Origin of the sequence: Amycolatopsis acidicola, assembly GCF_007713735.2 — a bacterium.
In the GTDB taxonomy this organism is placed as follows: domain Bacteria; phylum Actinomycetota; class Actinomycetes; order Mycobacteriales; family Pseudonocardiaceae; genus Amycolatopsis_E; species Amycolatopsis_E acidicola.
In genome coordinates this window covers 1-16104 of record NZ_VMNW02000077.1, presented here as the reverse complement: position 1 = coordinate 16104, position 16104 = coordinate 1, and the positions used below count along the sequence as shown (strand labels likewise).

Annotated in this window: 20 protein-coding genes; 10 read left to right on the top strand and 10 right to left on the bottom strand. The window is 70.1% G+C overall.

What is annotated here, in order from left to right; all coding sequences use genetic code 11:
- The first annotated feature begins 114 nt into the window (after positions 1 to 114).
- Together FPZ12_RS34740 and FPZ12_RS34735 are read left to right on the top strand one after the other, a co-directional pair.
- Positions 115 to 780 carry a potassium channel family protein gene (locus tag FPZ12_RS34740; RefSeq protein ID WP_144757800.1) on the top strand — a complete coding sequence of 222 codons (666 nt, stop codon included), beginning with the start codon at positions 115 to 117 and terminating at the stop codon, positions 778 to 780.
- Positions 780 to 1436 (top strand): potassium channel family protein, encoded by a 657-nt coding sequence (locus FPZ12_RS34735; protein WP_144757801.1) that lies wholly within the window; start codon positions 780 to 782, stop codon positions 1434 to 1436. Before FPZ12_RS34740 ends, FPZ12_RS34735 begins: the two co-directional genes overlap by 1 nt.
- On the opposite strand, the gene FPZ12_RS34730 is transcribed toward FPZ12_RS34735, so the two are convergent.
- Positions 1430 to 1987, bottom strand: coding sequence for a TetR/AcrR family transcriptional regulator (locus FPZ12_RS34730; protein ID WP_243770193.1), 558 nt, complete (start codon positions 1985 to 1987; stop codon positions 1430 to 1432). The two genes, FPZ12_RS34735 and FPZ12_RS34730, sit on opposite strands and share 7 nt — an antisense overlap.
- A 62-nt stretch (positions 1988 to 2049) precedes the next feature.
- Between FPZ12_RS34730 and FPZ12_RS34725 the strand changes: the two genes are divergently transcribed.
- On the top strand, positions 2050 to 2508 hold the full coding sequence (locus FPZ12_RS34725; protein ID WP_144757802.1) for a cupin domain-containing protein: 459 nt from the start codon (positions 2050 to 2052) through the stop codon (positions 2506 to 2508).
- A gap of 4 nt (positions 2509 to 2512) precedes the next feature.
- Here FPZ12_RS34725 and FPZ12_RS34720 read toward each other — a convergent pair whose 3' ends face one another.
- Together FPZ12_RS34720 and FPZ12_RS34715 are read right to left on the bottom strand one after the other, a co-directional pair.
- Positions 2513 to 3232, bottom strand: coding sequence for a DUF3159 domain-containing protein (locus FPZ12_RS34720; protein WP_144757803.1), 720 nt, complete (start codon positions 3230 to 3232; stop codon positions 2513 to 2515).
- Between the two features lie 15 nt (positions 3233 to 3247).
- Positions 3248 to 3628: an OB-fold nucleic acid binding domain-containing protein gene (locus tag FPZ12_RS34715; RefSeq protein WP_144757804.1), complete on the bottom strand. Its 381-nt coding sequence runs from the start codon at positions 3626 to 3628 to the stop codon at positions 3248 to 3250.
- A gap of 116 nt (positions 3629 to 3744) precedes the next feature.
- On the opposite strand from FPZ12_RS34715, the gene FPZ12_RS45815 reads away from it, so the two are divergent.
- The gene (locus FPZ12_RS45815) at positions 3745 to 4449 is read left to right on the top strand and encodes an alpha/beta fold hydrolase (protein ID WP_166463005.1); all 705 of its coding nucleotides are present in this window, start codon (positions 3745 to 3747) and stop codon (positions 4447 to 4449) included.
- On the opposite strand, the gene FPZ12_RS34710 is transcribed toward FPZ12_RS45815, so the two are convergent.
- From FPZ12_RS34710 to dut, 3 genes are read right to left on the bottom strand one after another with little or no spacing between them, the layout of a single operon-like run.
- Entirely contained in the window at positions 4436 to 5053 is a 618-nt protein-coding gene (locus FPZ12_RS34710) for a LysE family translocator (RefSeq protein ID WP_144757805.1), read from the bottom strand. The genes FPZ12_RS45815 and FPZ12_RS34710 overlap by 14 nt on opposite strands.
- Positions 5054 to 5057: 4 nt before the next feature.
- Entirely contained in the window at positions 5058 to 5723 is a 666-nt protein-coding gene (locus FPZ12_RS34705) for a DUF3710 domain-containing protein (RefSeq protein ID WP_144757806.1), read from the bottom strand.
- Complete coding sequence (dut, locus tag FPZ12_RS34700) at positions 5723 to 6208, bottom strand: dUTP diphosphatase (protein WP_144757807.1); 486 nt, start codon at positions 6206 to 6208, stop codon at positions 5723 to 5725. Before dut ends, FPZ12_RS34705 begins: the two co-directional genes overlap by 1 nt.
- Positions 6209 to 6232: 24 nt before the next feature.
- Between dut and FPZ12_RS34695 the strand changes: the two genes are divergently transcribed.
- Positions 6233 to 6715 (top strand): DUF3093 domain-containing protein, encoded by a 483-nt coding sequence (locus FPZ12_RS34695; RefSeq protein WP_243770192.1) that lies wholly within the window; start codon positions 6233 to 6235, stop codon positions 6713 to 6715.
- Positions 6716 to 6736: 21 nt separating this feature from the next.
- Here FPZ12_RS34695 and FPZ12_RS34690 read toward each other — a convergent pair whose 3' ends face one another.
- Positions 6737 to 7045 carry a DUF4193 domain-containing protein gene (locus tag FPZ12_RS34690; protein WP_113692766.1) on the bottom strand — a complete coding sequence of 103 codons (309 nt, stop codon included), beginning with the start codon at positions 7043 to 7045 and terminating at the stop codon, positions 6737 to 6739.
- Between the two features lie 390 nt (positions 7046 to 7435).
- Between FPZ12_RS34690 and cei the strand changes: the two genes are divergently transcribed.
- Positions 7436 to 8113, top strand: coding sequence for an envelope integrity protein Cei (gene cei, locus FPZ12_RS34685; protein ID WP_144757808.1), 678 nt, complete (start codon positions 7436 to 7438; stop codon positions 8111 to 8113).
- 7 nt (positions 8114 to 8120) lie between these two features.
- On the opposite strand, the gene FPZ12_RS34680 is transcribed toward cei, so the two are convergent.
- The gene (locus tag FPZ12_RS34680; protein ID WP_144757809.1) at positions 8121 to 8963 is read right to left on the bottom strand and encodes an inositol monophosphatase family protein; all 843 of its coding nucleotides are present in this window, start codon (positions 8961 to 8963) and stop codon (positions 8121 to 8123) included.
- Positions 8964 to 9101: 138 nt separating this feature from the next.
- On the opposite strand from FPZ12_RS34680, the gene ppgK reads away from it, so the two are divergent.
- The 3 genes from ppgK (at position 9102) to FPZ12_RS34665 (ending at position 13037) form a co-directional block, all read left to right on the top strand.
- Positions 9102 to 9863, top strand: coding sequence for a polyphosphate--glucose phosphotransferase (gene ppgK / locus FPZ12_RS34675; protein WP_144757810.1), 762 nt, complete (start codon positions 9102 to 9104; stop codon positions 9861 to 9863).
- Positions 9864 to 10024: 161 nt separating this feature from the next.
- Positions 10025 to 11473 carry an RNA polymerase sigma factor gene (locus FPZ12_RS34670; RefSeq protein WP_424923670.1) on the top strand — a complete coding sequence of 483 codons (1449 nt, stop codon included), beginning with the start codon at positions 10025 to 10027 and terminating at the stop codon, positions 11471 to 11473.
- A 100-nt stretch (positions 11474 to 11573) separates the two neighbouring features.
- On the top strand, positions 11574 to 13037 hold the full coding sequence (locus FPZ12_RS34665) for an amino acid permease (RefSeq protein WP_208026122.1): 1464 nt from the start codon (positions 11574 to 11576) through the stop codon (positions 13035 to 13037).
- On the opposite strand, the gene FPZ12_RS34660 is transcribed toward FPZ12_RS34665, so the two are convergent.
- Both FPZ12_RS34660 and FPZ12_RS34655 read right to left on the bottom strand, forming a co-directional pair.
- Positions 13003 to 13758, bottom strand: a complete 756-nt coding sequence (locus FPZ12_RS34660) for a DUF6885 family protein (protein WP_144757812.1) — start codon at positions 13756 to 13758, stop codon at positions 13003 to 13005. The two genes, FPZ12_RS34665 and FPZ12_RS34660, sit on opposite strands and share 35 nt — an antisense overlap.
- A complete protein-coding gene (locus tag FPZ12_RS34655; RefSeq protein ID WP_144757813.1) occupies positions 13759 to 15105 on the bottom strand; it encodes a type I glutamate--ammonia ligase in 1347 nt (448 codons plus the stop codon).
- 419 nt (positions 15106 to 15524) lie between these two features.
- Here FPZ12_RS34655 and FPZ12_RS34650 point away from each other — a divergent pair, with 419 nt between their 5' ends.
- A complete protein-coding gene (locus FPZ12_RS34650) occupies positions 15525 to 15704 on the top strand; it encodes a DUF7455 domain-containing protein (RefSeq protein WP_144757814.1) in 180 nt (59 codons plus the stop codon).
- Positions 15705 to 16104 lie beyond the last annotated feature (400 nt).

The window sequence follows — 16104 nt, the reverse complement described above, 5'->3', positions numbered from 1 at the left end:
GCTACTCAAAACTGTGATGACCGTGCGGGGTGTCACCCCCGGCCGGACAAGGTAGGTTCTGCGCGGACACAACGCGGGTAACCGCCGTTCGGGTGACTAACAGGAGGCAAGCGGGTGCACGTGGTGATCATGGGATGTGGCCGGGTCGGCGCGTCCCTGGCCGCGGCGCTGGAGCGCCTGGGTCATGAGGTCGCGGTGATCGACAAGGCGCGGGAGGCGTTCCGCCGTCTCGGCAGCGACTTCCAGGGCAGGCAGGTCCTCGGCATCGGGTTCGACCGCCAGGTGCTCGTCGACGCGGGCATCGAAAGAGCGGGCGCCTTCGCCGCCGTGTCCAGCGGTGACAACTCCAACATCATCTCCGCGAGGGTCGCGCGCGAGACCTTCGGCGTGGAGCACGTCGTCGCGCGCATCTACGACCCCAAGCGCGCGGCGGTCTACGAACGGCTCGGCATCCCGACCGTGGCCACCGTGCCGTGGACCACCGACCGCTTCCTGCGCACCCTGCTGCCGGACGGCGTCGCCTCCGCGTGGCGGGACCCCACGGGCAACATGGCGGTGCTGCAGCTGCCCTTCCACGAGGCCTGGGTCGGCCGCAACGTGCAGGAGCTGCAGACGGCGACCGGCGCGCGGGTCGCGTTCATCATGCGGTTCGGCACGCCCGTGCTGCCGGACTCGAAAACCGCGCTGCAGGCCGATGATCTGGTCTACGTGGCGGCGCGCTCCGGCACCGTCGGCGACGTGAGCAGCATCGCCGCGAAGGCACCCGAGGAGGAGAACTGATGCGGGTGGCGATCGCCGGCGCGGGCGCCGTGGGACGTTCGATCGCGGCGGAGCTGATCGACGGCGGGCACCAGGTCATGCTGATCGAGCGGCAGTCGGAGCAGTTCGAGCCGGAGACGGTCGACCAGGCGGACTGGGTGCTCGGCGACGCCTGCGAGGTTTCCACGCTGGAGGAGTCCGGTGTGGAGCGCTGTGACGTGGTGATCGCGGCGACCGGGGACGACAAGGTCAACGTCGTGGTTTCCTTGCTGGCCAAGACGGAGTTCGCGGTGCGCCGCGTCGTGGCGAGGGTGAACAACCCGGACAACGAGTGGCTGTTCACCGACGCCTGGGGCGTGGACGTCGCGGTGTCGACGCCGCGGATGCTGGCCGCGATGGTCGAAGAGGCCGTCAGCGTCGGCGATCTGGTGCGGCTGATGACTTTCCGGCAGGGGCAGGCGAACCTGGTGGAGCTGACGCTGCCGGCCGAGACCCCGCTCGCGGGCCGCCCGGTCAGCGAGATCGCGCTGCCGCGGGATGCCGCGCTGGTGACGATCCTGCGCGGGGAGCGGGTGATCGTGCCGCAGCCGGAGGATCCGCTGGAGCCCGGCGACGAGCTGTTGTTCGTGGCTTCGCCGGACGTGGAGGCCGACGTCCGCAAGGCGCTGGGCTACTGACCCAGGCCGGCGACGGCCAGTTCGACGAAGCGGCGCCAGTCGCCGCTTCCGGTGCGGATCACCGCGGACAGCCCGCACACGACCATGAAAACGTCGCCCGTCGTCAGGTCTTCGCGTAGCGCGCCCGCTCGCACACCGCGCTGGATCATCTCCTGTACGGCCTCCTCCAGCCCGGCGCGCGCGGCGCCCGTAGGCGGGGTGCCCGGTGTGCCGCGGGCGGCCTGGATCGCCTCGGACAGTCCAGGATCGGCGGCGAGCACCTCGCCGACGTGCTTGAGGTACCTCGCCAATCCGAGCGGGGACAGGCATCTGGCACGCGCGTACTCGGCGATCTCCGCGAAGCGCTGATCGGCCGCCGCTTCCACGAGCGCCTGCCGCGTGGGGAAATGCCGGTACACGGTGCCCACACCGACTCCCGCGGCGCGCGCTATCTCCGGCATCTGCACGTCTCCGCCACGCTCCGCGAACAGCGTGCGCGCGGCATCGAGCACGCGGCCGCGGTTGCGCTCGGCGTCGGCTCGGCCCTTTTTCTGCTCTGTTGACAAGTTCACCTCGGCACGGTTATCTGGAAACGGACTCCGATTCCGCTACGCTACCAGAGAGGGCTCCCGCCATGGCTGATCGATTCCTGTTCCTCGAACCGGGGCAGGCCCGGCCCGGCCGCGCCCCGCTGCCGCCCGCGTTCGCCGTCAAGGCCACCACCGAGGACACCGAGGGCCGGTTCTCGCTGCTCGAAGTCACCCTCGGCCAGGACATCCCGCGGCACGTGCACCACGAGCCCGACGAGGCCGTGTACGTGCTCTCGGGCGAACTGCTCGTGGACTACGACGGGCACACCCACCGCGCGGGCGCGGGCACTTTCGTGCTGCTGCCACACGGGATTCCGCACGCCCTGCGCCGCGGCTCCACGCCGCCGCCACGGGTACTGCAGATCTCCTCACCCGGCGGCTGGGAGCACTACGTGGAGGACCTCTTCGCGGCCGGACCGGCGGTGTTCACCGACGGCGCGCTGGACCCGGTGAAGATCAACCGGGTCGCCGCGCCGCACGGCATCACGTACGAGGAGGGCTGAGCGCTCAGGCTTCGTTCGGGCGCTGGCTGTACTTCACGCGCAACGCCGCTTCCGTTTCCGTCTCCTCGGCTTCGCGCGCCTCTTCCAGCGCCTTGAGCCGCTTGTCGGACCGGCGCACCGCCCAGACGACCACCAGCAGCGCCAGTGCGTACAGCGGGTAGCCCATGGCGATCTTCGCGAAGGCCAGCCAGCCGGTGTGGTCGGCGTTGTAGAGCCAGCGCTGCACCACGAACCGCGCGGCGAACACGGCGGCGAGCGTCAGCGTGGCGATGTCGTAGCCGAACCGGGAAGGCTTGTCCTTGTGCCAGGCGCTGCCGGTGCCGTTGAGGAAGTTCCAGATCACCCCGGCCAGCGGCCAGCGCACCAGCACCGAGCCGAGGAACACCCCGCAGTAGACGAGGCTGGCCCAGATGCCGAACAGGAAGAAGCCCTTGGCGGAGCCGGTGCGGTAGGCGATGAACGCCGCGATGGCCACCCCGAAGAAACCCGAGATGGCCGGCTGCAGCGGCTCCTTGCGCACCAGGCGCAGCACGGCGATCGCCACCGCGCTGGCCAGTGAGCTCCAGATCCCGGCCTGCAGCCCGAAGAAGGCGTTGGCCAGGACGAACACCACCACCGGCAGCGACGAGTACAGCAGGCCCGACACGCCGCCCATCTGTTCCAGGAGGGTGGCCTCGTTCTTGTCCTCGGCCTTTTCGTCGCCGTCGGAGGCGGGGTCAGTCACGTTTTCGATACCAACTCAGGATGTCGTCGTCTGCAGCTCGTAGAAGGGGTTGTACAGCACCTTCTGACCGTCGCGCTCGGCGAGTCTGCCGCGCACCTTGACCGTTCGCCCCGGTTCGATACCCGGGATCCGGCGCCGTCCGAGCCAGACTAGCGTCACGCCTTCGGTCCCGTCGAACAACTCAGCCTGTAGTGTGGCGGCCTCGTTCGTGGGGCACAGGTTGACGCTGCGCAGTCTGCCGAGAACGGTCACTTCTTCACCCGACCGGCAGTCACAGGCGCGCTGCGCCCCGACCGCCTCGGATTCTTCCGAGAGATCGTCGGCGTCGAGTTCGTCGACGTCGCTGGTCAGCTTCTTCACCAACCGGCTGAAGTAGCCGCCATCTTTGGCGGACATAGGCGGTGCTCCTACTACTCCGGGGCCCCCGACTTGAAACGGCCCGTACGTGAACAACGGTAACCTCGTGGCTTTCGTTCCACGCAAGGGAAACGGGTTTGCCGCAAGATCGCAACGTGACGTCTGCTATGTCCACGGTCACCGCCGTGCTGATGCCGGGTACGGGTTCGGACGAGATCTTCGTCCGCGCCGTTTTCGCAGGTCCGCTGGCCGCGGCCGGCGTGAGAGCGCTTACCCCGCGGCCCGCGCCGGGCGCCAGGCTGGCCGTGGGATTCCTCACTTTGCTGGACTCGCTGGCCGAAGAGCCGCTGCTCGTGGGCGGCATCTCCTTCGGCGCCCACCTGGCGGCCGAGTGGGCCGTACGCAATCCGGACCGCTGCGCGGGTCTGCTGCTGGCCCTGCCCGCCTGGCACGGCGAGCCCGGTGACGCCCCCGCGTCGATGGCCGCGAAGGCCTCGGCGGACCTCGTCGAGCGCGAGGGCATGGAGCGAGCGCTGAAGTTCTCCGTCGACGGTGTGGCCCCCTGGCTCGCCGAGGAACTGGGCCGCGCGTGGCGGCGCCACGGAGACGGGCTTCCGGCAAGCCTGCGGGTGGCCGCCGGCCACCCGGCGCCGACGCTGGAAGCGTTGGCGGGCTTGGACATCCCGGTCGGGATAGCGGCCTGTGTGGACGATCCCGTGCACCCCGCGGAGGTGGCGCACGAGTGGGCCGCCGCCTTCCCCCGCGCGACGATCCGGGAGACGACGCTGGCCGCGCTGGGTGAGGATCGTGAGTCGCTCGGGCGCGCGGCCGTGGCGGCCTGGCAGGTCAGTCGGCGGTAGCGACGAAGGCGCCGAGCCCGATCATCACCGCGCCGCTGGCCACCCGCTGCCGGATCCGCCAGCGGGGGTGGTCCAGCAGCCGTTTGCCGAGCTGCCCGGCGAACAGGGCCACGACCAGGTCGGCCAGCGTGGCCATCACCAGCGCGATCATCCCCAGCACCAGGAACACCAGCGGCGCCGGCGCCTGGTCTGGGTGGACGAAATGCGGCAGCAGTGCCATGAAGTACAGCGCCGTCTTCGGGTTCAGCAGCTCGGTGAGGATTCCCTGCACGAGCGGCGAGCGCGCCAGGTTCTTCGCGCCCTCGTTCCCGTCGTCACGACGCTGCCGGATCGCCTGCACCCCGAGGTAGACGAGGTACAGCGCGCCCGCGTACTTGACCACCGTGAACGCGACCGTCGACGCGGCGAGCACCGCGGACAGCCCCAGCGCGGCGGCGACGACGTGCGCCGTGGCGCCGAGGCAGTTGCCCACCACCGAGCGGAGGCCCTCCGGCCTGCCGCCGCGCAACGAGCGGGCCAGCACGTACAACATGCCGGGCCCTGGCGTGATCGCGAAGATCGTGGCGGTGAAGAGGAAGATCAGCCACTCGTCGGACGTGGGCATGGGCTCAGGCCTGCTGGCCCTGCTGTTCGGCGATGTGCGCGGCGACCGCGTCGGGCAGCGTGATGGGCAGCGGGGTGCGCACCGGCATCGGCGAGTCCCCGCGATCGACGATCGTGTCACGCACGATGTCCCGCAGCACGCCCGGCGCCTCCGCGGCCTGCGACTGCGGGCCCGCGATGACCCCGCGCAGCATCCAGCGCGGCCCGTCGACCCCGACGAACCGCAGCGCCACGTCGCCGATCACCGCGGACAGCTCCACGCCCCATTTGCCCTCGCCGGAGGTGGTCTTCGCGCCGTCGTTGCGCAGCTGCTCCTTCAGCTCGGCCGCGACCTCCGCCCACAGCCCGCCCGACTTCGGGGCGGCGTAGGCGCTGACCGTGACCTGGCCCTGCGCGGTCACGACGTGCACCGCGCGCACGCCGCCCGCCTCCGGGTCCATTTCGACCTGTACCTGGGCCCCGTCCGGCACGGGCACGCGCACCGAACCGAGGTCGATCCGCGCCAGCCCGTCGTCCTCGGCGTCGGCCACGTCGAACGGACCGTCCGTGACGATCGGCAGCGGCTGCTCGTAGTCGTCGTCCTCGACGAGGTCTTCGTCCGGCTCCGGCGCGGCGTGCCTGCCGCGCCGTTCCTCGGTGGCCGGGCGCCGCTTGCGTCCGAAAATGCCCACTAGCCCTTCGCTCCTTCGTCCCCAGACACGCCTTCAAGCGTGGCATGTCCACCGGTGGATCCGTAACCGCCGTCTCCGCGCTCGGACGCCTCGAGTTCGGCGACCTCCACGAACTCGGCGGTCTCCACCCGCTGCACCACCAGCTGCGCGATCCGGTCCCCGCGGGCCAGCTTCACCGGCCCGGCCAGGTCATGGTTGATCAGGCACACCTTGATCTCACCGCGATACCCCGCGTCGATCGTGCCCGGGGTGTTGACCACGGACAGCCCCACGCGCGCCGCCAGCCCCGACCGCGGATGCACGAATCCGGCGTAGCCGACGGGCAGCGAGATCGCGATCCCGGTGCCGACCACCGCCCGTTCGCCGGGCGCGAGCACGACGTCGGAGGTGGTCACGAGATCGGCCCCGGCATCGCCGGGACGCGCGTAACGGGGAAGTGGCACACCCGGATCGACCCGGGTGAGCAGGACCTGCACGGTGGACACGGGCGGCGAGACTACCCTGAGGGCGTGGGTGAGAGCGCAAGCGCGGCCGGTACGCCGGTGAGCAGGGCCGGGACACAGCATTCCGAACGGCTTTACGTGCCCTGGTGGGGCTGGCCGCTGCCGTTGCTGGCCGCGGTACTGCTCGCCGCCGAGATCCACATGGGATATCCCGGTGTGCGGGCCTGGCTGCCGTACCTGATCCTCGTGCCGCTGATGGTGGCCTTCCTGATTTCACTCGGGTGGACCAGGATCGCGGTGGCCGACGGCGAGCTGCGGGCCGGCAAGGCCCGGCTGCCGCTCGAGTACGTCGGCGAGGTCGAGGTGATCGCCCAGGACCGCAAGCGCAAGGCGCTGGGCCCCGAGCTCGATCCGGCGGCGTTCGTGGCGCACCGCGGCTGGGTCGGCCCGCTGCTGCGGGTACACCTGACCGATCCGCGGGACCCCACGCCCTACTGGGTCCTCAGTTCTCGCAGGCCGGAGGCGCTGGCCGAGCTACTGCGCCAGTAGCCCGACCCGGTGCCCCCGCACCTACGCGCAGTCCCGGCAGATCATCCGGCCACCCGATTCCTCGGCCAGCCTGCTGCGGTGGTGCACCAGGAAGCACACCGAACAGGTGAACTCGTCCGCCTGCTTCGGCACCACCTTGACGGTCAGATCCTCCCCCGAGAGCCCGGACAGGTCCGCGCCGGGGAGCTCGAAGTTCTCCGCGGTCGCGTCCTCGTCCACGTCCACGACGCCGGACTGGTTTTCGTTACGCCGGGCCTTCAGCTCCTCCAACGAGTCTTCGGCCAGCTCGTCGGCTTCGCTGCGGCGCGGAGCGTCGTAGTCGGTCGCCATTGTCCCTCACCCCTGCGATCAGCTTCGATGTTGATTCCCGAAGGGTTCACGATGCGCTTCGCATACCCTTCGTGCCGCTGGACAACGTTCCAGCGCCCCTGTTTGTGCCCGGCGCCGTAGTGAGGCAGGTCTCTCTTGGCGAACTGGTCAGGGGACCTGATCTACGGCCGGAGCCCGCAGAGGGTAGCTCACGGCATACCCCAGGCCGCAACGGGTTAGTCGATGGCGTCGATACGTCACCCGGGAGGGGGAATCGCCGGTCACACAACAGTTTCACGGACCCACCCGGATGGCGGCTACGGCATGGGTGCACTGTAACGCTTAGGCTGGCCGGGGACGACGGTCCGGATAGCTGTAGTCGGTGGTGGGACCAGGGGAAGGAACGGGCAGGTGGCGTCGGGGATCGGTTTCGGCAACCGCAGAAAACGTGGCTACCGCAGACGCAAGCCGCTTCCCGCACTCATCTTCATCGCGGTGCTCTGCCTGGTCGCGATGGTGGTCTGGGTGCGCGCCATCACCAGCCGCTCGGACATCGACGAGGTCCTGCGCTGTGATCCCGCGCCCATTCCGGTGCAGGGTATGACCTACACCTCGCTGAGCCATTCGGCGCTCGACGACACCGCCCCGATCGCCCCGGACAAGGTCGCGGTCAAGGTGCTCAACGCGAGCTCGTCGCGCGGGCAGGCCGCGATCACCACCGAAAGCCTCCGCGACCTCGGGTTCTCCCAGATCGGCGCGCCGGAGAACGACCCGGCGTACCCGGACACCGAGGCCAAGTGCCACGGCCAGCTCCGCTTCGGCGACAACGGGGTGTCCGCGGCCCGCACGCTGAGCATCGTGCTGCCGTGCGTGGAGCTGGTGAAGGACACCCGCGCCGACGCCTCGGTGGACCTGTCCATCGGCAGCGGCTTCGGCGACGTGCGGCCCACTCAGCAGGCGCGTCAGGTGCTGCAGCAGCTGCAGGCGTGGTCCGCGCAGCACCCCGACAGCGGCAACGAGCAGTCCACCGGCTCGTCCGCGGTCATCGACCCGGCACTGCTGTCGGCGGCGCGGGACGCGGCCTGCTAGACGCCGTTCAGGCGCCTTTGAAGCCGCATTCGACGAGCGCGGCGTGCAGCGGTTCGGCGATGCTCGGCGCGGCGGCGAAAGTCGCATCCACGCCCAGTTCTTCGTCCTCTCCCGGCAACGACACCACGGCTCCCGCTTCGGCGGCGATGAGCGCGCCCGCGGCCCAGTCCCAGCGCTTGAGCCCGTGCTCGATGTACGCGTCCGTCCAGCCGGCGGCCACCGCGCACAGGTCCAGCGACGCCGAGCCGGGACGCCGGATGTCGCGCACGCGCCCGAGCAGATCGGCGACGGCGCGGGCCTGCCGCTCGCGCCGCTCGGCGGCGTACGCGAAGCCCGTGGCGACCAGGGTCAGCTCCAGCCGCTCCGGCGAGGAGGTGCCGAGCCGGCGCCCGTCGAGCCACGCGCCTTCGCCGCGCACGGCCGTCCACACCCGGCCGTCGACCGGCTCCACGACCACGCCCGCGAGCGAGACGCCGTCCACCTGCGCGGCCAGCGAAACCGAGAAAACCGGTGAGCCGTAAAGGAAATTGACCGTCCCGTCGATCGGGTCGACCACCCAGGTGACCCCGTCGCCCGCGCTGCCACCCTCCTCCTCGCCGAGCACGTGCTCACCGGGCCGCAGCTCGGCGAGCCTTTCGCGCACCAGCCGTTCGGAGGCGCGGTCCACCGCGGTGACCACATCCGTGTCGGTGGACTTGGTGTCGACCCGCACGGGCCGGCCTGTCAACATGGCCTCACGGGCCTGGCGCACGAGACTCGCGGCCTCCCCGGCCACCTGGACGGCAACGTTCTTGAGTTCGGACTCGAAGGCTCCCACACAACCATGTGACCACACCGGGCGCTGTGCCATCGTTACTGATCCGGCCACGGTCACGACGGAACGGGTTCCGGTGAGACGGTCGGCGCCCGACCGTCTCCGCCTGCCTCCGGCCGAATCAGTAAAGTGACCGGGTCAGGCTTCTGAATCGAGTAGGAAGGGATCACGCCAATGACGGCGACCCGTGGTTTCGGTATCGACATCGGCGGCAGCGGTATCAAGGGCGCCCTTGTCGACCTGGAAAAGGGCGCGCTCATTGGCGACCGCCTGCGGATCGACACGCCCCGCCCGTCCACCCCCGAAGCCGTCGCCGACGTGGTGGCCAAGGTGGTCCGGCACTTCGGCTGGGACGGCCCGGTCGGGATCACGCTGCCCGCGGTCGTCAAGAAGGGTGTCGCGCACACGGCCGCGAACATCGACCCGGCCTGGATCGGCACGGACGCGGACGCGCTGTTCGCCGAGCGCATCGGCCGCGACGTCGCCGACGTCGCGATGCTGAACGACGCCGACGCGGCGGGCATGGCCGAGATCCGCTTCGGTGACCCCGAGGCCCGCCACGGCGTCACCACGCTCCTCACGTTCGGCACGGGGATCGGCAGCGCAGTTTTCCAGGACGGGAAGCTCGTGCCCAACACCGAGTTCGGCCACCTCGAGGTGGACGGGCACGACGCGGAGAAGAAGGCGGCGGCCTCGGTCAAGGACAACGAGGAGCTGAGCTACCACCAGTGGGCCAAGCGGGTCAACCGTTACCTGACTGTGCTCGAGAACCTGATCTGGCCGGATCTGTTCATCGTCGGCGGCGGGGTCAGCAAGAAGTCCGAGAAGTGGGTTCCGCACCTGGACATCCGGACCAAGATCATCGTCGCATCGTTGCAGAACAACGCGGGGATCGTCGGGGCGGCGGCGGCCGCGGTCGAGGGCATCGAGCACTGAGCATCCGCGGGCCGCGGGCCGGGTAGGGACATGATCGCCCGCAACGCACCGGCGTATCGTCGTTACAATGGAACACGGCCCACGGTCGCGGAGACGAAAACCGCAGGCCGCGGGACGTTCCCCGAATTTGAGGCAGCCGGGACCCACCGACTCGGCTAGCCCTGATCGACCGCTGCGAAAGGGCGTACGTGGCAGCCGCAAAAACCGCTACCCGAAGCGGCACGAAGACATCGAGCGCCGCCCAGGCTTCGTCGGCCGACGCGAGCGCGGAACCCGACGCGGGCGCTGAGGAGGCCGCCGCCACGCGGACGGACGCGGACACCGCCAAGAAGCCGGCCCGCAAGCCGGCCGCGGCCAAGAAGGGCCCGGCGAAGAAGGGCGCCCGCAAGGGCAAGGGCGACGAGTCGGGCGAGCCCGACGGCCCCGGCGGCGAGGAGCTGGAGGACGTCGATCTCGACGCCGACCTCGCCGACCTGGAGGAAGAGGTCGAGGTCGACGTCGTCGACGCGTCGGTGACCGAGGAGAACGACGACTCCGACGAGGAGGAGCAGCCCGCCCCGCGGGCCGAGCGCGGCAAGTCCGCCACCGCCTCGAGCACGGCCGCCAAGTCCTCGAACGACCCGGACTTCGTCTGGGACGAGGAGGAGTCGGAGGCACTGCGCCAGGCCCGCAAGGACGCCGAGCTCACCGCTTCGGCCGACTCGGTCCGCGCCTACCTCAAGCAGATCGGCAAGGTCGCGCTGCTGAACGCCGAGGAGGAGGTGGAGCTCGCCAAGCGGATCGAGGCCGGGCTCTACGCCGCCGAGCGCGTCCGCGTCGCCGAGGAGGAGGGCGAGAAGCTCGCCACCCAGATGCGCCGCGATCTCAAGTGGATCGTGCGTGACGGCGAGCGCGCCAAGAACCACCTGCTGGAGGCCAACCTCCGGCTGGTCGTCTCGCTCGCCAAGCGCTACACCGGCCGCGGCATGGCGTTCCTGGACCTGATCCAGGAGGGCAACCTCGGCCTGATCCGCGCGGTCGAGAAGTTCGACTACACCAAGGGCTACAAGTTCTCCACGTACGCGACGTGGTGGATCCGCCAGGCGATCACCCGCGCGATGGCCGACCAGGCCCGCACCATCCGGATCCCGGTGCACATGGTCGAGGTCATCAACAAGCTCGGCCGCATCCAGCGCGAGCTGCTCCAGGACCTCGGGCGCGAGCCCACCCCGGAGGAGCTGGCCAAGGAGATGGACATCTCGCCGGAGAAGGTACTGGAGATCCAGCAGTACGCCCGCGAGCCCATTTCGCTGGACCAGACCATCGGTGACGAGGGCGACTCGCAGCTCGGTGACTTCATCGAGGACTCGGAAGCCGTCGTCGCGGTGGACGCGGTGTCGTTCACGCTGCTGCAGGACCAGCTCCAGTCGGTGCTGCAGACGCTGTCCGAGCGCGAGGCGGGCGTGGTGCGGCTGCGGTTCGGCCTCACCGACGGCCAGCCGCGCACGCTGGACGAGATCGGCCAGGTCTACGGGGTCACCCGCGAGCGGATCCGGCAGATCGAGTCGAAGACGATGTCGAAGCTGCGGCACCCGTCGCGGTCGCAGGTCCTGCGGGACTACCTCGACTGACAGCGCTTTCACGCCGGAGGGCCGCTACGCGAATCGCGTGGCGGCCCTCTTGCTTTTGCATTACCCTGCGCGGCGCCTCGTGATCTTCTAACCTCGTCGGATGGGAATCACGCGCACGATCGACGTGGACGACATCCTGGCCAGAGGGGAAAACGGCACCCTCAAACGCAGGCTGCGGGGCCGCGACCTGATCGGATTCGGCGTCGGCATCATCATCGGCACCGGGATCTTCACGCTCGCCGGGGTCGAAGCGAAAACCCACGCCGGTCCCGCGGTCACCCTGTCCTTCGTGATCGGCGCGGTCGTCGCCGCGCTCGCGGCCTTGTGCTACGCCGAACTCGCGTCGAGCGTGCCGACGGCTGGAAGCGCTTACACGTACGCCTTCGCGACGCTCGGCGAGGTGTTCGCGTGGATCATCGGCTGGGACCTGCTGCTCGAGTTCGCGCTCGGCGCGGCCGTGGTTTCCCGTGGCTGGTCGGGATATCTGGCGAACCTGTTCGGCCTGCCGTCGCAGTGGTTCGGCGAGGACGCGACGGTCAACGTCGGCGCCGTGGTGATCATCGCGGTGCTGACCGTGGTGGCGGTGACCGGGATCAAGGAATCGGCCTGGCTGACCAACGTGCTGGTGGTCGTGAAGGTCGCGGTGTGCGTGCTGATCGTCGCGGTCGGCGTGTTCTTCATCAAGGGCGCCAACCTGACCCCGTTCATCCCACCCGCGCAGTCCTCGGGTGGCGAAGGCAGCGTGCTCAAGCAACCCGTGGTGCAAGCGGGACTCGGGCTCGAACAGTCGGTGTACGGTTTCGCGGGCGTGGTGAGCGCGGCGGCGATCGTGTTCTTCGCCTACACCGGGTTCGAGGCGCTGGCCAACCTCGGTGAGGAGACCCGCAACCCGCGCAAGGACCTGCGGGTCGGGATTCTCGGCGCGCTCGGCATCTGCGCGGTGCTCTACGTCGCGGTTTCCATCGTGCTCACCGGGATGATCCCGTTCACCGACATCGACACCGGCGCCCCGCTGGCGTCGGCGTTCGACTCGGTCGGCATGCACTGGGTCGGCGCGCTGATCTCCATCGGCGCGGTCACCGGGCTGACGTCGGTGATGATGGTGGAGCTGGTGACGATCGGCCGGATCGGGTTCGCGATGGGCCGGGATGGCTTGCTGCCCAAGGCTTTGGGCACCGCGCACCCGCGCTGGGGCACCCCGCACCTGATGACGATCGGGGGCGCGGTGGTGATCGCGCTGCTGGCGGCGTTCGTCCCGATCAGCGAGCTGTCGGACATGGTCAGCATCGGCGCGCTGTCCGCGATGATCATCGTGGCGGTGGCCGTCCCGGTGCTGCGGAAGAAGCGGCCGGAGCTCAAGCGACCGTTCACGGTGCCGTTCTCGCCGGTGGTCCCGATCATCGCGGCGCTCGCGTGCTTCTACCTGATGCTGAACCTGGACGTGCTCACCTGGATCCGGTTCGCGGTCTGGCTCGCGCTCGGGCTGGTCATCTACTTCGCCTACGGCCGCAGGCATTCGCGGCTGGCCGTCACCAAGGAACCGGCCGCAGACCCGAGTTCCTGACCAGTTCCCCGGCCTGCTGCTCGTCACCGGCGTCGACGACGAGCAGCAGGCCGCGGCCGGTGTCCAGCGCGTCGGCGAGCCTGCCGAGCAGCTGGAAGTGCACCCCGTGGTCACCGAGCGAGGGATAGCTGTCCACTATGGACACGATGGTGCCGCCGGGGCCGGTGAGCGTTCCGGCCAGCACGACGAAATGGCCGGTCCGCCAGCGGGAGTTCCACATCGGCGGCAGACCGCCTTCGACGTAGTCCAGCAGCGCGCGCTCGGGCGTGTCGTGCGCGCCGAACTCGGCAGTGTCCACATTGGCCACCACGGCGGCCGGCGCCAGCTCGCCGACCCCGTCGAGCAAGACGCTCAGGTTTTCCGGCGTCCACTGCCCCGACGCGGGCACTGCAGCCAGCCGCCCGTGCGACAACTCCCTTACCGCGTCGGCGATTCCCGCCGCCGAAGCCCCCGCGTCCGCCGCGCTTTCCGCTCGCGGCAAGGAGATCCGGTAGTCCTCCCGGCCCTTCTCCCCCGGCGGCCAGCTCGGGGTGTCGACCGGCGAGAGCCGGACACCGGCCGCGAGCGCGGCCTCGTCCTGGTCCAGCACCGGGATTCCGTTGGCGCGCAAGGCGACCAGCGTGACGAACGCGCCGCAGAGATCGTTCTTCTGCGGCATTTCGGCCCGCGCGGCCGTGATCAGCTCCCCCGCCCCGGGGAACCAGCGCACTCCGGACAGCACTCAGTACCGCCACAGGTGCGCGGCGATGACTTCCCCGGCGCTGCGTTCGGCCGCCCATTCCGCGTCGGACTCGCGGGCCGCGCGGAACGCGCCGAGTAGTTCTTCGCCCAGTACAGCGGAAATCCGCGGCGACGCGACCAGTGCCGCGTCCTGCTCCGCCGGCGTGGCCGGCAGCCGCCGCACCCCGGCCTCGGCGCGGCGTTCCTCCGTCCAAGTGCCGGGGTCTTCGGCGATCGGGTCGGGCAGCGTCAGCCCGTCCGCCATCCCCGCGACCCCGGATGCCAGCACGGCGGCGAGCGCGAGGTACGGGTTCGCTGACGCGTCGGACGGCTTCAGCTCGACGTTGGCGTGCTCGGGCCCCAGCAGCTCGCTGTCCGGCACGTAACGCAACGGCGCCTCACGGTTCTCCACGCCCCAGAACGTATACGCGCTGGCGAAGTAGCCGGGCCGCAGCCGCATCGTGGACGGCACGCTCGGCGCGGTGATCGCCGTGAGCGCGGGTAGATCGCGCAGCAGCCCGGCGACGTACCCGGCGCCGCTCGACTCCGGCAGGCCGGCGAGGACGTTGCGGCCCTTGTGCCACAACGACGTGTGCAGGTGCCAGCCGTTGCCGACGGCCTCGGCGCTGACGACCGGCGCGAAGCTGACCCGCAGCCCGTGCGCGTGCGCGGCGGCGTGGATCGTCTGGCGGGCGAGCAACTGGTCGTCGGCAGCCGACACCGGGTCCGTGGCTCGCAGGGACAGCTCGACCTGCGCCGGGCCGTACTCGGCGTGCAACTGGTTGAGCGCCAGCCCGTTCGCCTCGAAGTCGTGCAGCAGCGCCGCGACGAAGCCGTCCAGCTCGATGAGCGCGTGCGGGCTGTACGCGGGGCCAGGGTGTCCAGGCGCCGACACGACGTCCGGGCTGCCCGCGGGCGCCACAGCGAATTCCAGCTCGTACCCGGCGCGCAGCTCGTAGCCCTGCTGCGCCGCTTCGGCCACCTGGCGCTCGAGCACGCTGCGCTGGCAATAGGGCCACGGAGAGCCATCGGCGGCGACCTGCCGCACGGGCGCCCACGCGAGCGCTCGCTGGCCCGCGAGCCGGCGGAGGCGCTCGATCACGGGGACCAGCCGGACGTCGCCGGAAGGCGTGGACAGGCCGGCGTGGCGGTACGTGATCTGGTCGTGGCTGTCGAAGACCGCGAACAACGAAGTGACGCCGACGCCCTGACTCGCCGCCGTGGCGAGCCCCTTGATCGGCACGATCCGCGCCCGCGGGATGCCGTTGTTGTCGGCCCAGGCGAGCTCCACCCCGCTCACGCCGGCGACCGCCAGATCCTTGGCCGCCGCCGATGCCGCCTTCGTCATGACGTGAAGTGTCTCACGGCGAGAGTGCCCCGACGGGCCTCGCGGAGGGACTTTCGGCCCCCTCCGGGGTTTCGCCCTGAACGAACACCGGGCGGGCGGAACACGGCCCCGCATCACCCTCGGTGATCATCTCCAGGCCCCGGAAAACGGCCCTGACCACGGGAACAGCAGGTCGTGGCTGTTGCGGCGAGGTTTCGCTGTCTTGAATGGCGGGATCGGTTCTACGGCATCCGGGGTAATTCGGCGTGACACAAGTCCCACCGCGGCGGGAACACTTGCGACATGCTCAGCGTCTGCAAGAGTGGAAGCTACGAACACAGCGGAGCCGGCGACGATCCCCGTCCCGGCGTCAGTTCCGAAGTGATCGTGCTGGATCGATGGCACTGGGCAACCGGTGCCGGGACGGAGGGAGAACTCCCATGACATCGCCGACGCTCACCCGCCCCGAACTGACCGCAGCCGACCGTTGCGACCGGTGTGGAGCCGCAGCACAGGTACGAGCACTTCTCTCCTCCGGCGGCGAGCTGCTCTTCTGCAACCACCACGCCCGCGAGTACGAACCGAAGCTCAAGGAGATGGCGGCGGAGATCCAGCGCTAACGGACTTCGCAAAATGGGAGGCGAGTGCTCGCGGAGGGCGCTCGCCTCTCTTTTTGCTTCGTTGTGTTTTCTGGGGGCGGGGCCCCCAGACCCCGCCCCGGGGGCACGCCCCCGGAACCCCGCCGTGGTCACCGTGAGCGACTCGCTCACCGCGAGGCGGGGCTGACTTCGTAAGAAGGACGAGTGCTCGCGGAGGGAGCTCGCCTTCCTTTTTGCTTCGTTGTGCTTTCTGGGGGCATGCCCCCAGAAAACACCCCGGGGGCACGCCCCCGGAACCCCGCCGTGGTCGGCAGGTGCGAGCCGGTCACCCGGGGGGCGGGGCTGACTTCGCAAGAAGGACGAGTGCTCGCGGAGGGCGCTCGCCTCCTCTTTTGCTTCGTTGTGTTTTCTGGGGGCGGGG